Below are 14,950 nucleotides of genomic sequence, written 5' to 3' on the forward strand. Positions count from 1 at the left end.
GGCATAATGATTTATAGGAAATTGATTTTTCTCATCAAAACTTTTATATTTTATACTAATTTAGTGTTTTTTTCTTAAAATTACTTATTTTTAGCAAACCTTTAAATATTAGTTAGTATAATATTATCATATTAGATTATTTTATGATTATTAGATAATCAATGCAAATTAAATAAATTTGCATTTTATTAAATTTTATTATTACGGAGAGAATATAAATGGCAAGAACTAAAAAAGTTGGTATCACAGGAAGGTTCGGTGCAAGATACGGAAGAAAAGCAAAAAGATCTGTAAAGATTATTGAAGAAAACATGAAAAAAGACCATGTTTGTCCTAAATGTGCTAGACCTTATGTAAAAAGACAAGCTGCTGGAATTTGGAAATGCAGAAAATGTGGTGCAGTATTTACTGGTGGAGCTTACATCCCACAAACTCCTATGGCAAAATCTGCAGCACGCAGTATAAGAGACATTAAAGTGGAGGAATAAGCCTTGTACAGGTGTCCACGTTGTGGAGCAGAAGTAGACCACAAAAGCTACATGGAAAATAAATGTCCTAAATGCAGATATAGGATTTTATTTAAAAATGTTCCAGAAACCACTAGAATAATAAAAGCAAGATAATCATCTGCTTTTACTTAATTTTTTACTATTTTTGATTTAAATGTTAATTTCAACTTCTAGAAAACCTTCTCAAAAAACTAGAAAATTCTGTAAAAATTTAGCACACGCAACAGGCTCAACCTCTGTAAACAGAGGAAAAATGAACATGCGCGAGCTTTTATTGAAGGCACTGGAAGTGGATGAATTCAATTTAGCTATTGTAAACGAAATCAAGGGAAATCCTAGTAGAATTTCATTTTATTCTAATAAAGGCGAATTGTTGCTTACAGTTCTTATCGGAGCATCCGATGCAAGTGAAAAAATGAATATTGCTCCTTCCCAATTGAAAATAGTATCTGAAGTGGATGAGCTTAATGTCTTGAAGGATATTCTGGACATGGATCTAGTGGATAAAGCAGAGGACAATTATATCTTAATTTCTAAAAGCGATGATTTAGCTGCCAAAATCAATTTTGTCAATAAGTTCGGAGATAAGATTGATTTTCAAATCAAAGTCAAAAAGATTTTAGAGGTTTCAAATGATTGATGAAAGCCCTCTTGAATCCGTTAAAAGCAACATCGTAATAGAATTTGACAACAGTCATCAAGCAAAGATAATTTATGATTCTATTCTTTTAGAATTCAATACTGCTCCTGATTTTAGATCATCCATGACCATTGATTTGGATGAGTCTAATATAATAATTAATATCGATGCAGAGGACTCCACTTCATTTAGAGCTTCTGTAAACTCAGCAATAAAGTGGATTAAATTAGCATTAGAAATAAATAATTTGACAAATTAATATTCATATGATTATTAAAAACTAAAAAAAATAAGGTGATAAAATGGAGATTCCTGAAAACATTCAACATCAATTAAATCAGTTTCAACAATTACAACAACAAGCTCAAGCTGTAAGTTTACAAGTCCAAAATGTTGAAGTTCAAATTCAAGAAACTGAAAAAGCTTTAGAAGAACTTAAAAAAACTGACGAATCTACTGAAGTATTTAAACAAGCAGGCACTTTACTCATTAAAGTGGAATACGCTGACGCTTTAGCTGATATGGAAGACAAATTAGAAACTCTTCAATTAAGAAAACAGACTATGACCCGCCAAGAAGAAAGAGTCATGAAAAAACTTGAAGAAATGCAAGCTACTATCCAAGCAGCTATGAATGGTATGGGCCAATAGGCTTAATACTATTATTTTCTTTTTTTTGATTTTTATGTCTAAACTCAAAACATTAACCCAAGATGATTTGGAGACAATTTCCGATGATTTCGGTGAAATTCTTGAACGTGAAGTTTCAAAGACAATTTCCATGAAAGAGTTGGAAGATTTGGATTTGGATATTGTTCTCAGTTATGAAAATGAGCAGTTGGATGTTGATGTTGATGTTGGAGTTCTTTTTGATGAACTGTCTGAAATCACACAAGATCAGGTAACTAATGCCATTGATGAAGCTTATTTGAAGTTTGATTCATATATTGATGAGAATTATAGGGAATAATTATTTTTTTTTCATCTGTTGTAATACTTTTTATATTCTTTTTATTATATTAAGTAATACTTTTTTATAAAAAAGTATTTATACTATAAAGTTCAATCTTTATCTATAGTTTGAAGTACGACAATTGCTTAACAAATTAGAACATTTACACAAATACTATCTTTCAAATTCCCTCTTCTGTTTCTACTTCAAACTTTTTACTTTATTTTTATCAATTTAACTTTATCAAGCAAATTTTATTATTTTTTATCTGTTTTAAAGCCTTTAAAAATGCTGGTTTTATTATTTTTATAATTTTATTCAGTTTTGTCAATATTATTATATTTAATTTGCAATATCGTTCATTAATTAAGGAATTTATTAAAAATATTTTATTCAAGTATACTTTAATTTTTCTAAATTATAGTAACATTTATATAGTATGTAAATTAACTTAATAAATAGAGGTTCATAACACTCCTTGTTATTTACCGTAAATTGATCATTATTTTTTTATACTCGAGATGGGCCAAAAAACACATACGCTCATCTCACCTCCTTAAGCTTTTTTTTTTAAAATTATTAATATTTGAATATTCTAATTATAATTATGATTAAGAAAATTCCTGTAATTGATCTGAAACAACACCAGGCCGTAAGCGGCAAATCTGGTATGAGAGACACCTATCAACCATTAAGAACTGTTTTTGCATCTTCCTCCAATCCGGTTGACATTGCAAACGGATTAAGATTAAACGGTGCTGATGAAATGTACATTGCCGATTTGGATCTAATCGAATCCAATGGCCATAATATCAATGACGTTAAGATGGTTAACACAATATTGCATGTGATGTTTGACGGTGGAGTCAAAAATCTTGAAGGATTTAAATTCTTCCTGGATTACGCTTATAAAATCATTGTACCAACAGAAACCATAGAAAGCCTTGAGGAAATCGAAAAGATATTCGAAAAATATCCTAAGGAAAGAATCGTTATCAGTGTTGATGTAAAGAATAATGAGCTTCTTGCAAAAAACATGGATATAAGTCTGCATGACTTTAAGGAATTCCTTAAAAAAATAGACCCTAACGAAATAATCATTCTGGATATTAGCGGTGTGGGCACAGAAAAGGGATATAATGAAGAATTGCTTAAGGAATTTGAAGAGTTGAAAGACAAGTTGATTATTGCAGGCGGTTTGAACAAGGAATCTCTTAGTGAATTGGATTCAATAGGTATAAAAAAAGTATTGATAGGAACTAGCCTACATTCAGGTGAAGTTAAACTCCTAGACTAAAAAGTTCTGAACTGCAAGTCTTTAAGAAGGCTTTAAACATTATGCTCTTCTGGAATTCCTATCTCATAGCTTTCCATCACTGAGTTTTTGTCATAGACATGGATTTCGAGATGGAATGCACTGTTTAAAGCCTAAAACAACATTTTCTATTGTCTTTTTTCTATAAATTCATTCAATATAGAATCTGCTGTCATTTGGCAGATCGCTGTAATCTACTTTTTTTTCTGTTACAGGTTCAGGTTCTGAATTCCTATTGGCGTAAGCTCCAATCAGAATAATTATCAATAGATATGCGACCAGCAAATTCGGATATAAGTATCTGTTGTCTTGTATCGGTGTTGAAAACAAAACAAGGATTATATTCAATAAGTTTGGTATATATGCAACATATATGTCCTTGGATTTGGTAATGAAGTGTATCAACACCATTAGAATTATTGCAAGATACATGTATAGTGCAGGACTGTCAAACAGTGTATCAGTAAGGAGATTATCCTTAATAGAATATGCAAAATCGTTAAGACGATCGTATTCTGGAGTTCCTGCATGTCTTGCCATCATTCCATCATATTTTGATGCAGGAGTCACATTATTTGAATAGAAAAACCTGTTTGCATTGTTTATGTCTGTTTTATACACTGAACCTACCCAATCGCTGTCTCTGGTAATGTCCCATACTATCGGAGAGGATTCTAAAACGTACTTTATGAAGTGTCCAGGATTTGTTATGGAATATTTGACAGCCATTCCAATATAAGCGGCCTTATTATTATCGAATATTTGTTCATTGGCGCTTCCCCATATCGGATCCGAATATGTAGGCTTATATTTTTCTTTAATTGACTTTTCGTCAATTAAGTAATGTATCATTGTCCTGTCTTCTTTGCTTATGTCAAGATTCATGTCATAATTGGCAAGCATATGTGAAACTTTTGTAAATACTGCATCCTTTTGATTGTCTTCAACATCAAATGCCACATTCAATGATGCAATCATTAATATGAAGATTACGGTTAGTACAGGTATAATTATATAGAAGTTTTGAGCTTTATTGTTCTTATAAAGATATGCTGCAATTATAATTAACATTATTATAATGATAAAGATGCCGTTTGGTCTTAATTGAGCCACAAAAGCCATGACACCAGATAGGACAACGGCAAATCCAGTGCTTAGATTGCCCTTTCTAATCAATAATCTGTAGATTAAGAAACATAAAAACATCAGGAAATAACTGAATAGAATGTCTTTCCAAAGTGTAATTGAGTATATTGCATTGATAGGAATTAAACTGATAGCTAATGTAACAATAACCTGCAGGATGAACTGTTTATCGAGGCCGGTATTTTTTCTTCTATTGAATCTGCAGATTATGGTCCACATTGCTGAAAATGTCAAAATCTGAAGAACGCAAATTGAGACTGGGCTTGGAAATATCTTGATGCAGACCTTTTCAATAAGTGTATGGAAAAACGGATGCCAATTTGTATAGTGCTTTGTAGCAATCTGGTGAAGTTGACTGTATGAGTCAACAGTTAAAATCCCCGGATTATAAACATGAAGATAATACAGGAATATTACAACAGGGATTAAAAAGATTATTAAATCTTTTAAATAATTCGACTTTTTAAATGCACCAACTTTATTTGAACTATCCACATTCCTATTCATACTATTACTTATATTTATTATTAAATAAATATTTTCTTACTTTTTAACAAGTTTTTTTAATTGAAAATAGTTCGTTTTTGATATAAATTTTATAATGTGGGATTTTGAATATTAAAACAATACAATACAACTTATTAAAACTTTAAATTTTGTTTAGATTATTTAAAAATAATATGGCCGTTTAGGAAAACAATGGTGAAAATCAGGCCAAGAGGATGTGTTCCTATTGACAGTAATGGAGATGGTAAAAGTTTATCTTTTTAATAATGGAATATTTCCACAAAATATGGGATGCCTACAGATTCAAAAACATCTAGACTATAACGCTTAAAATAACATATGGGAAAATGCAAGCTATAAGGAATAATGCAATGCCTAATCCTAATTTGCCTTTGTCTTCTTCTAAAGACCCTGAGATAATAAATACAATTCCGAAAAATCCACAGATTACAGGAATAATATGTGAAAATATAGTAGTTCCAATTATTGCCATTTCAAATCACTAATATAATTTACATTTTTTAATTATATAAATATAACTTAATTGTACCTTAAAGTTTCTATTTTCTAGTTTAAATAACTTTTTTATTGTTTGAATTATATAATTTAAAGTTATGAGAATTGACATTCACAATCATCACAAGAAAGCCGGCAAAAATCTGGCATTTGTTTTTTTCATGAATTTGGCTTTCAATATTATCGTCATTGTAGGGGGTCTGGCCACAAACAGTATGGCTATTCTTGCAGACTGCATTCATGACATGTCAGATACCATTTCAATAGCTGTAGCATGGTTTCTTGAGCATGTCTCACAAAAGGATTCAACAGACAAATATTCCTACGGCTATCAGAGGTTTTCAATTCTTGGAGCTGTCATAACCTCAGTTTTTGTTATAATAATGGCATTTGTCATACTTCTTGAAGCCATTCCAAGACTGTTTGCGCCTGAAGGCATTGATGCAGGTGGAATGCTTGTTGTTGCCATTGTTGGAATCATTTTTAAATCAATCTCAGTTCACAAGCTTCATGATGGTGAAACCTTCAATGAAAAGGCCATTCTGTTCCATCAGCTTGGAGATGTTTTCGAATGGGTTGCTATCCTAATTTTAAGTGTGGTTTTGATGTTCTGGGATGGGGCTCAATATCTAGATCCTTTCGTTTCAATAGGCATAGCCCTGTGGCTGATATTCAACCTCGGAAGGAATTTACATAAGTCCGTTGAGGTTCTGCTTCAAAAGACACCAAATCATTTTGATGTTGAAGAGTTCAAGGAGAATGTTTTGAATATCAAAGGCGTAAATGCAATCGATGATTTCCATGCATGGTCCCTTGACGGAATCGATTCTGTATTGACATTGAAGGTTGCAATTGACAATTGGGAAATGCAGGATGAAATTAAAAAAGAGATTTATAGAATATCATCCAAATATCATATCGTAGACATTACTATAGAATTTGACTGAAGGAAAAGCATTATGACACTGGTTGTTATTGGTCCCGTAACCAGGGATTTGATTGTTATTGGAGAGAAGGAGTCTCATAAGATTGGCGGTGCAACATACTACCAAAGCAAAGTTTTTGAAAAATACTTTGAAGATTACCTGGCTATCGTAAACTGTGCAGATGAGAATCTGGTTGATGATTTTCCTGCAAAGGATAAGGTTAAAGTAATTCTGAAAGAGGATACTCATTTTTTTGTAAATGATTATCCGAATCCAGATGATTTGGATGTGCGTGTGCAATCAAGCAATTTTGCAGATATTCCAATTTTAAAAAGCGATTTGGAAGATATTTTGCCTTCACAAATTGACGGGTTTGTATTGAATCCTTTAAACAGGTTTGATTTTCCACTTGAAACTATCGAATATCTGAAAAGTTTCGATGTTCCGATTTTCATTTCAATTCAGGGATTTTTAAGAGTTCCTGATGGTGAAGTAAACGGGAATTATGCAATAGGATTGTCATGTTTCGATGATTTGAGTGTTATTTTAAAAGGCGTTAAATCAATATTTTTAGATGAGGCGGAAGCAAACATCATTGGCACAGACTTTGATGTAGATGAGATGGTAGTAACTAATGGAAGTCATGGGTCTAGAATCATTTCAGATGATGAAATAAAAATTGAAGCCGTCAAATGTGAAAACATTGTTGACACAACTGGCTGTGGCGACACTTATATGGCAGCTTACATTACTCAGCGCCTGATGTCCAAGTCAATCAGGCAATCCGGTGATTTTGCATCGCTGATTGCAAGCAGGAAAATTAGTAACTTATTGTAATGTTTATTTATTAATCTACCTTAAATTATGTTAAAATTTGTAATTTTTTTTGAAAAAATTAAAATTATAATTTCAATCCATTTCTAAATTTTTCATTTTATACATGTCAGAATTATTATTAGTCTTATTTTATTGGGATTAATTCAGTTTTCAGCAAAAATTCAAGTTTTTTACAATTTTTAGAAAACTTTATTAATTAATAGGATTATAATTAAATATGTATTTTCTAAATTTTTTAAACACTACAAAGGGTCATCATGTTAAATAAATCAGATAATATAATTGAAAGGGAGTTTAAGAATCTACGTAAGGAGCTTTTAGATTTAACATTAAGAAATCAGCTTCTTAACTTCAAATCAAGAGCTAAAACCCTCACCATAGTAAATCAGTCTCCTACAAACCTTTTCCAGACATTGGTTCTGCAGGAAAACAAAATGTATTTTGTAGCCAATAAGAAGGACAAGAAGGAAGACAAATCTTCAGTCTGGGATCATATTCCATTTGATCTGTCAATGTTTTCTGAAGGAGACAAGAAGTTAGCTACCGATTTGACCCCAAAGGAACTTCAAAAAAGATTGTATTATATAAATAACCAAGCTAAAACAATGCTTCAGGAACAGGGTTATAATATCCTTTATCTGGCAATAGGATTCTTAGAGTGGAAGGACAAATCCAAGCCAAGACAGAAAAACAATGCCCCTTTAGTGTTGATTCCAGTTTCAATGGAAAGGAAAAAGGTTGGGGAGTCATTCAACCTTGAATGGACTGGAGAGGATATTCAGACTAACATTTCACTTAAGGCTAAATTATTGGAAGCGGGAATAGAACTTCCTAATTTTGAATTTAAAAGGTATGGTGAAGTAATCGACCATTATATTGCTAGCGTCCGCCGTGCAGTGTCACGAATGGAAGGATGGGATGTAAACAGTAATGTGGCTTTAGGTTTCTTTAGTTTTACCAAATTTGTAATGTATAATGACTTAAACCCGGATGCATGGGCGGAAAATGTTGACTTGACCAAAAACGAATTGATACAGGCCATCTTCAACCCTGCCAAAAACGACCAGGAAGCATTCAGGGAAGAGGACATTGATTCAAGACTGGAATACCAGAACATGTATCAGGTTCTTGACGCTGATTCCTCACAAATCGCTGCAATTCAGGATGTAAAGGCAGGGCGTAACCTTGTTGTGGAAGGACCTCCTGGAACAGGTAAGTCACAGACAATCGTTAATTTAATTGCTGAACTTTTAGCGGAAGGAAAGTCAGTTTTATTCGTATCAGAAAAGATGGCTGCGTTGGATGTGGTAAAGGACAGATTGACTGCAGTCGGTTTGGGTAAATTCGTATTGGAGCTTCACTCCCACAAGACAAGGAGGAAAAAGTTCCTCAAGGACTTGCAGAAGGCAACAAATGTAAGGGCTCAGGAGCCTTTAAACATTGACCAGACCATCCGTAAACTGGAGACCTTGCGCCGCCAGCTTGATGATTATTCCCAAATCATTCACAAACCTGTATTTGCTGTAAACCTCTCAGCGTTCCAGTTGTATGGTATGAAGGAATCCGCTGATGATCATTTTGCAACAAAAGGCATGATAATGCCTCTGGTCAGGTTTGAAAATCCAGAATCCGTTTCCCTGAAGGATTTGGATGACATGAAAATAGCTTTGGAAAACTTGGCTGAGCTTTATCAGACAATTTCAAAGGAAAACCCTTGGAGCAAATGCGCTCCTAAAAGTCTGCTTCCGGCTGATTTGAGGGAAATCGAAATGCTCATCAACGATACACTCTTTGCATTGGACAATTTCCTTGTTGAACGTGGAAGGGTTTATGATATCTATGGAATAAAGCAGCCTAATACATTGAATGAATTTCAAAATTCACTTTCAGCCTTTGAGATTATAAAATCCCAGAATGCAGAACTGATTGACGGAAGCATAATCAAATCCGGTGCATGGAATACTAACAACGACGATGCATATAAATTAATATATGAGCTTGAAAAGTATCAAAAATATTCAGGAGCTTTAACCAAATTCAACCAAAGCATTTTCCAGGCAGATATTGACAGACTGATATACGAGCTAAGAAACATTTCACACAAGAAATTCAGATTCTTTAATAACAAACAGCACATTGAACTTGTCGAAAGATATTATGCAGTGCCTGTTCCGGGCAGTGTTGATGAAATCATAAGGGATTTGCAGGAAGCAAAAGCCGTAATAAAAATCAGAAAGAACCTGGAAGCCAATGAAGCATTAGGCAAAAAATATTACGGTGGCTATTGGCACCTGAATGCAAATGTAAACGATTTGAAAGCCATTGCAAAATGGATGAGTGAATTTACAGCGCTTGTGCGTGAAGGAACATTTTCCGAAAATACAATTGACCTGATGAGCAAGGATTTATTCGATATCAAACCCGAAAGGGACCTTGCAGAATATATTGACTCCGGTGAAGAGTTTGTAAGAGTCTTATCCAAACTTAAGGATAAGCTAAACCCAAGAAGCAAATTAATCTTCAAAAGGGAAACCGGGGACGTTCCATTTGAAGCATGGCAGGAACAACTATACAACTGGAGAGGACAACTTTCCAGCCTTCACTTATGGTCCCAATATTTGAATACCAAAAATGCGCTTAAAACATCCAATGCAAAGATGTTTGTAGATTCAATAGAAAAAAGAAACATCAAAAAAGAGGATATTGAAGCATTGGTTGAAGGAAACTTCGCAGATTCACTTTTAAATATATTATTTGTTGAAAATCATGAACTTGCAACATTTGTAGGCGAGCTTCATGAAAACAGAATCCGAGAATTCAAAGACCTGGACAAAAAGATTTTAGTTTTAAACAGAAAAAGGATATTCCAAAAACTCAACAGCAACATTCCAAAAATATTTGGAGGAACAGAAAATCCGCAGGCAAAGATACTCGCTGGAGAGTTTACAAGAAAAAGCGGACACATGCCTGTAAGAAAATTATTAGAAAAGGCAGGTGGAATGATAAAACAAATCAAGCCTTGTTTCATGATGTCTCCATTGTCCATTGCGCAGTATTTGGATCCGACAAATGAGGAACTGCAGTTTGATGTAGTTATCTTTGACGAAGCAAGTCAGGTAAAACCGGAAGATGCGCTCGGTGCATTCATGAGAGGAAAAACAGCAGTGGTAATGGGAGATACCCAACAACTGCCTCCGACTTCATTTTTCGACCAGATGTCTGATGCTGAAAGCGATGAAGAGGAAGCTACATCCCTTGATATGGAAAGTATCCTTCATTTATGTAAACTTTCATTCCCTGTAAAAATGCTCAAATGGCACTACCGTAGCCGCCACGAATCATTGATTACAGTTTCAAACAGGGAATTTTATGATGATGACTTATTGGTTTACCCTTCACCTTCACACAATGACCCTGAACTAGGTTTGAAGTTCCATTATAACCCGAACACTGCATATCACAGAGGTTCATCATCTGCAAATCCGCTGGAAGCGCAAGATGTTGCAGATGAAATATTCAACCACTTTGAAAAGTATGGGGATACTAAAAGTTTGGGTGTCGGAACATTTTCCGTTGCACAGAAAAATGCAATCCTTGAAGCACTGGAAGTAAAACGTAAGGAAAGACCTGAATTCGAACCGTTATTCTCAGAAAATAAGGAAGAACGTTTCTTCGTTAAAAACCTTGAAACAATCCAAGGGGATGAAAGGGATGTCATTCTTATCAGTGTAGGGTACGGTTATGATGAAGACAGAAAAATGTCACTTAACTTCGGTCCGCTAAACCAAGACGGTGGTGAAAGAAGGCTGAACGTATTGATCACACGTGCAAGGGAAAAATGTGTGGTATTTTCAAACTTTAAGGCTTATGACATGAAACTGACAGCCAATCCTCCTTATGGTGTGAAATCCTTAAGGGAATTTTTGGAATATGCTGAAAACCTGACTTTAGGGACCCAACAAGGAGAAGCATATACTCAAGAACCGTTTGAAGATGCAATTGCCAGCTTTTTGGAAGAAAACGGATATACCGTTGACAGACAAATAGGATGTGCTGGATTTAGAGTGGACTTGGCTATAGTCGATGATGAAAATCCTGGAAAATACATTCTGGGCATAACAACTGATGGAAAGATGTATTCATCAAGCAAAGTAGCCCGTGACAGGGACAGACTGCGTGAACAGGTGCTCACAGGATTAGGCTGGAAACTTTATCACTTATGGTCTACCGATTGGTATAGAAACAGGGATTTGGGACGTAAAAAGCTCCTGGATTCTGTTGAAAAATCCATTCGAAAAACCCGTGCAGAAGAAAAACGCAGGTCCGAAGAGGAAAAAGCGCTGGCAGAAAAAAGAAGATTGGAAGCTGAGAAAAAAGCTGAAGAATTGCGCATAGCCCGTGAAAGAGAAGAAGCTGAAAGAAAAATGAAAGAAGAAGATTCTTCAGATGATATAAACATTGAAGATATCGGTCCTGCCAGCTTTGTTGAAGTTGAAAAGCCGGATGAGGACATACTTGAAAAACCAATTGATGTAAGTGAAATAGATCCATCAGAATTCTTTGAAGATGAGCCTAAAGGTTCCATTAATGAAGACAATATATCTAAGGAAAGTCCTTCTGAGTTCGTAAATGTTGGAAGTGAAGACACTAAGGAGGAATATAAGGAAGACCCTTCCGAATTTGTCAATGCAGAGCCTGCAAGCGATGAGGTTAAATTTGAAGAAGATTCCTCACAATTTGTAGAAAACCCTGATGATGAAGACATTGTCAATGAAGATGTCAAAACACCAACTTCCGAAGAGCATATAACTTCTGAAAGTGAAGATGAGTTTGAAGGTATTGTCAAAGATGATGCCAAAACACCAACTTCCGAAGAGCCTATATCTTCTGAAAGCGAAGAAGATGTTGTAGACATTGATTCTGAAGTTTGGGAATCAGATGAGGGTGTATCTCCTGAAGACAACGCTGAAGTTTGGGAAAATGAAAAGGACTATGCTGATGAAAACAATGATTCAATATCAAAACTCATTAGTGACAAATTTAAATCAATCTTGAAATCCGTTGAAGAAGATGAAAACGAAGAAAAAGCTTCATTCTTCTCAGGACTCAAATTCACTAAGGACTTAGGTAAAAATTCAGATTTAAATCAGGATATTACTCAGACAGTCGATGATATTGATGTTGATGATGTAATCACACCTGAACCTATTGACGATGAGGAAATCGAAATTGAAAAACCTGATGATGAATATGAACCTCCAAAATCCAAAGTAAAATTCACAAGTAAAATGGATTTGGATTCCGATGATTTATCCGATGAAAGCCCTGAAAATAAAAATGTAAATGATGATTATATTGATGTAGAGCCTGAAGAGGCAGTTGAAGAAACTCCTAAAAAATCCAAATCTAAGAAAAAAGAACAGGAACCAATAATCGAAGAGGAAAAAGTTGATTTGGGTTCTGATGATGATTATATCTATGTTGACCACAGTCATGATGACGAGCGCGTTTTGGATGATGAAACTGATTTCGCTTTCGATGAGAAAATCGACTTTGTCAGTGATGATGAAGTTGGCTCTGTTGAAGAGGAAAAAGTTGATTTGGGTTCTGATGTGAAAGCTGACTTTGTTGAAGAGGAAAAAGTTGATTTGGGTTCTGATGTGAAAGCTGACTTTGTTGAAGAGGAAAAAGTTGATTTGGGTTCTGATGATGATTACATTTATGTTGACCACAGTCATGATGATGAGCATGTTTTAGATGATGAAGAACCTGTAGAACAGGAATTTAATGATGATTCAACAAAAGAAAATGTTGAAATGGAAATTGATGAAAAACCGCAAGCCCACAGACACAAACCTAATAGAACCGGCTTTGTCAAGTCATTTATTTCTGATGTTGTTGCCGGTGAATCCAAGCTTGAAAAAGAAGAAGTCGAAACAGTTAGAGGTGAAGTAATGCAGGAAGATGAAATTCCGATATATAAACCTGCACCGAATGACGATTCTGTCGTTGAAGCTGAAATCGTCAATGGTGAAGAGGAACTGAATGCCCTCAATGATAATTTGCCTGACTGGGATAATGATGATGACCTTGAAAGGCCAGCTCCTAAAATGGATTATACAGAAGATGAGGAGCTGAATATTTTCACAGACAAAGATCTTGATTTAGGCAATGAAATCCATGATGAAGCTATGGACATTGTTGATAAGGCAATGAAGGACTTTATAGATGAAGTATTCGAAAATGAGGATTTGATTAAAGAAGTTTCAAATGCCGAAAATGTCAATAAGAAATCTAAAGAACCAGTGTTTGGAAGAGAAATCTCACCTGACGTTTATGATGAATTCGATAGGCCTAAGGTCAAAGAAGATGCCTATGAAGAGGAAGTTTATGATTTTAACAATGATTATCGTGAATCTGAAATTAAAGATGATATTTCCTATGAAGCCGAGGAGTTTGTTGAGGTTGAACCTGAAATAACTGAAGAAGAGCAAAGCCCTAAAGATGAAATCGGTGATGGGGTCACATATTACCAAGGGTCAAATGATGCTACAAGCAAACTCAAAAAGAATAATTTCTACTATGAAGATGAAAACAGGCCTAGATCTGTCAGGGAATCCATTAAAGGATTTAAAAAGGACATGCAGTATATCAACAAGTCCTTAAAGGAAATTGAAAACCCGACACAAATAGATTATGTTTCTGTTGTCGATAGGACAGAGGAATATGACCCTAATGATTATCTGTCAAGACCAAGTGATGATGACTCAGATAAAATCATCGAAATGGAAGAAGGATTAACATTTGCAGAAAAAGAAGAGCAGAGAATTAAAAAAGAAATGCAAAGGGAAGCGCTTGAAAAAGAAATAGCCAGTGATGAACATGTAATGGTTCCAGTTCATGAACGTGAAAGAAGAGAGGAGCTTAAAGACCGGGCTTTGGAAGATATTATTTTAAGCGCAAATGAAGATTATAAGGAAATTGAAAAGGAAAGGCATAGACAGGACAATCAGCTTAAGGCATTCGATGACCAAAAGCTTCCGGGCAAAAGAAAAATGGAAGATGAGATTATAGATTATGTTGAAGTTAATGACATCGGCTTGCACTCACAGGATGACTTATATAACAGGCCTATTGGAGATGTGGCCAAATCAGTCAATGATATTGTCGATGTTGAAGGGCCTATTCATGTCAGTGAAGTAACAAGAAGAATCAAGGACAGCTGTGACATTAAGAGGGCAGGATCCAATTTGAAAAAACGTGTAAACTTGGCTATCGATGAAGCGGAAAAATCCGGTGACATCATAAGGATTGGAGATTTCCTATATGACGCTTCAAACAACAATATTGTTATCAGAAAAAGGGATAAGCCGAACATCGATTTGATTTCCGATGAGGAAATTGCCAAAAATATAGAAACCGTCATTATCCATAAGCCTAATTTGACTACCAAACAGGTTGCTAAAGAGACTTCACGTAATTTCGGATTTAAATCAACATCTAAAAAGACTGCAACAAGAATAACCAGTGTTTTGGATTTGATGATTGCAAACAATAAAGTGAAAATTGAAAATGATATTGTTGAGCTTAAATAGGTTTTTCC

General features: G+C 34.5%; 12 protein-coding genes. 10 read left to right on the top strand and 2 right to left on the bottom strand.

Going from position 1 to position 14,950, the window contains the following annotated elements; all coding sequences use genetic code 11:
- The first annotated feature begins 218 nt into the window (after positions 1-218).
- From rpl37A to TL18_RS04065, 7 genes are all read left to right on the top strand, one after another.
- A complete protein-coding gene (rpl37A, locus tag TL18_RS04040) occupies positions 219-488 on the top strand; it encodes a 50S ribosomal protein L37Ae (protein WP_067041681.1) in 270 nt (89 codons plus the stop codon).
- A 3-nt stretch (positions 489-491) separates the two neighbouring features.
- Positions 492-623, top strand: a complete 132-nt coding sequence (locus TL18_RS10650; protein ID WP_082706360.1) for a DNA-directed RNA polymerase subunit P — start codon at positions 492-494, stop codon at positions 621-623.
- A gap of 40 nt (positions 624-663) precedes the next feature.
- Positions 664-1,149: a Brix domain-containing protein gene (locus tag TL18_RS04045; protein WP_067041684.1), complete on the top strand. Its 486-nt coding sequence runs from the start codon at positions 664-666 to the stop codon at positions 1,147-1,149.
- Positions 1,142-1,408, top strand: a complete 267-nt coding sequence (locus TL18_RS04050) for a KEOPS complex subunit Pcc1 (protein ID WP_067041688.1) — start codon at positions 1,142-1,144, stop codon at positions 1,406-1,408. Before TL18_RS04045 ends, TL18_RS04050 begins: the two co-directional genes overlap by 8 nt.
- Positions 1,409-1,451: 43 nt before the next feature.
- Entirely contained in the window at positions 1,452-1,799 is a 348-nt protein-coding gene (locus tag TL18_RS04055) for a prefoldin subunit beta (protein WP_067041691.1), read from the top strand.
- A 34-nt stretch (positions 1,800-1,833) separates the two neighbouring features.
- Positions 1,834-2,118, top strand: a complete 285-nt coding sequence (locus tag TL18_RS04060; protein ID WP_067041693.1) for a DUF3194 domain-containing protein — start codon at positions 1,834-1,836, stop codon at positions 2,116-2,118.
- A gap of 589 nt (positions 2,119-2,707) precedes the next feature.
- Positions 2,708-3,397 (top strand): HisA/HisF family protein, encoded by a 690-nt coding sequence (locus TL18_RS04065; protein WP_067041696.1) that lies wholly within the window; start codon positions 2,708-2,710, stop codon positions 3,395-3,397.
- A gap of 168 nt (positions 3,398-3,565) precedes the next feature.
- Here the strand turns inward: TL18_RS04065 and TL18_RS04070 are convergent, their stop codons facing one another.
- Entirely contained in the window at positions 3,566-5,068 is a 1,503-nt protein-coding gene (locus TL18_RS04070; protein WP_067041699.1) for a DUF6020 family protein, read from the bottom strand.
- A 313-nt stretch (positions 5,069-5,381) separates the two neighbouring features.
- The gene (locus TL18_RS04075) at positions 5,382-5,561 is read right to left on the bottom strand and encodes a hypothetical protein (protein WP_067041702.1); all 180 of its coding nucleotides are present in this window, start codon (positions 5,559-5,561) and stop codon (positions 5,382-5,384) included.
- A gap of 121 nt (positions 5,562-5,682) precedes the next feature.
- Between TL18_RS04075 and TL18_RS04080 the strand changes: the two genes are divergently transcribed.
- The 3 genes from TL18_RS04080 to TL18_RS04090 all read left to right on the top strand — a co-directional run bounded on the left by TL18_RS04080 (position 5,683) and on the right by TL18_RS04090 (position 14,942).
- Positions 5,683-6,531, top strand: coding sequence for a cation diffusion facilitator family transporter (locus TL18_RS04080; protein ID WP_067041705.1), 849 nt, complete (start codon positions 5,683-5,685; stop codon positions 6,529-6,531).
- A 12-nt stretch (positions 6,532-6,543) separates the two neighbouring features.
- Positions 6,544-7,347 carry a PfkB family carbohydrate kinase gene (locus TL18_RS04085; RefSeq protein WP_067041708.1) on the top strand — a complete coding sequence of 268 codons (804 nt, stop codon included), beginning with the start codon at positions 6,544-6,546 and terminating at the stop codon, positions 7,345-7,347.
- 257 nt (positions 7,348-7,604) lie between these two features.
- Positions 7,605-14,942, top strand: coding sequence for a DUF3320 domain-containing protein (locus TL18_RS04090; protein ID WP_067041711.1), 7,338 nt, complete (start codon positions 7,605-7,607; stop codon positions 14,940-14,942).
- Positions 14,943-14,950 lie beyond the last annotated feature (8 nt).

It is taken from the genome of Methanobrevibacter sp. YE315, from assembly GCF_001548675.1.
GTDB lineage: Archaea > Methanobacteriota > Methanobacteria > Methanobacteriales > Methanobacteriaceae > Methanocatella.

Bases quoted from the DNA above. Each gene is read 5' to 3' on its own strand.
- rpl37A (WP_067041681.1), top strand. From the start codon at position 219: ATGGCAAGAACTAAAAAAGTTGGTATCACAGGAAGGTTCGGTGCAAGA.
- TL18_RS04045 (WP_067041684.1), top strand. From the start codon at position 664: ATGTTAATTTCAACTTCTAGAAAACCTTCTCAAAAAACTAGAAAATTC.
- TL18_RS04050 (WP_067041688.1), top strand. From the start codon at position 1,142: ATGATTGATGAAAGCCCTCTTGAATCCGTTAAAAGCAACATCGTAATA.
- TL18_RS04055 (WP_067041691.1), top strand. From the start codon at position 1,452: ATGGAGATTCCTGAAAACATTCAACATCAATTAAATCAGTTTCAACAA.
- TL18_RS04060 (WP_067041693.1), top strand. From the start codon at position 1,834: ATGTCTAAACTCAAAACATTAACCCAAGATGATTTGGAGACAATTTCC.
- TL18_RS04065 (WP_067041696.1), top strand. From the start codon at position 2,708: ATGATTAAGAAAATTCCTGTAATTGATCTGAAACAACACCAGGCCGTA.
- TL18_RS04070 (WP_067041699.1), bottom strand. From the start codon at position 5,068: ATGAATAGGAATGTGGATAGTTCAAATAAAGTTGGTGCATTTAAAAAG.
- TL18_RS04075 (WP_067041702.1), bottom strand. From the start codon at position 5,561: ATGGCAATAATTGGAACTACTATATTTTCACATATTATTCCTGTAATC.
- TL18_RS04080 (WP_067041705.1), top strand. From the start codon at position 5,683: ATGAGAATTGACATTCACAATCATCACAAGAAAGCCGGCAAAAATCTG.
- TL18_RS04085 (WP_067041708.1), top strand. From the start codon at position 6,544: ATGACACTGGTTGTTATTGGTCCCGTAACCAGGGATTTGATTGTTATT.
- TL18_RS04090 (WP_067041711.1), top strand. From the start codon at position 7,605: ATGTTAAATAAATCAGATAATATAATTGAAAGGGAGTTTAAGAATCTA.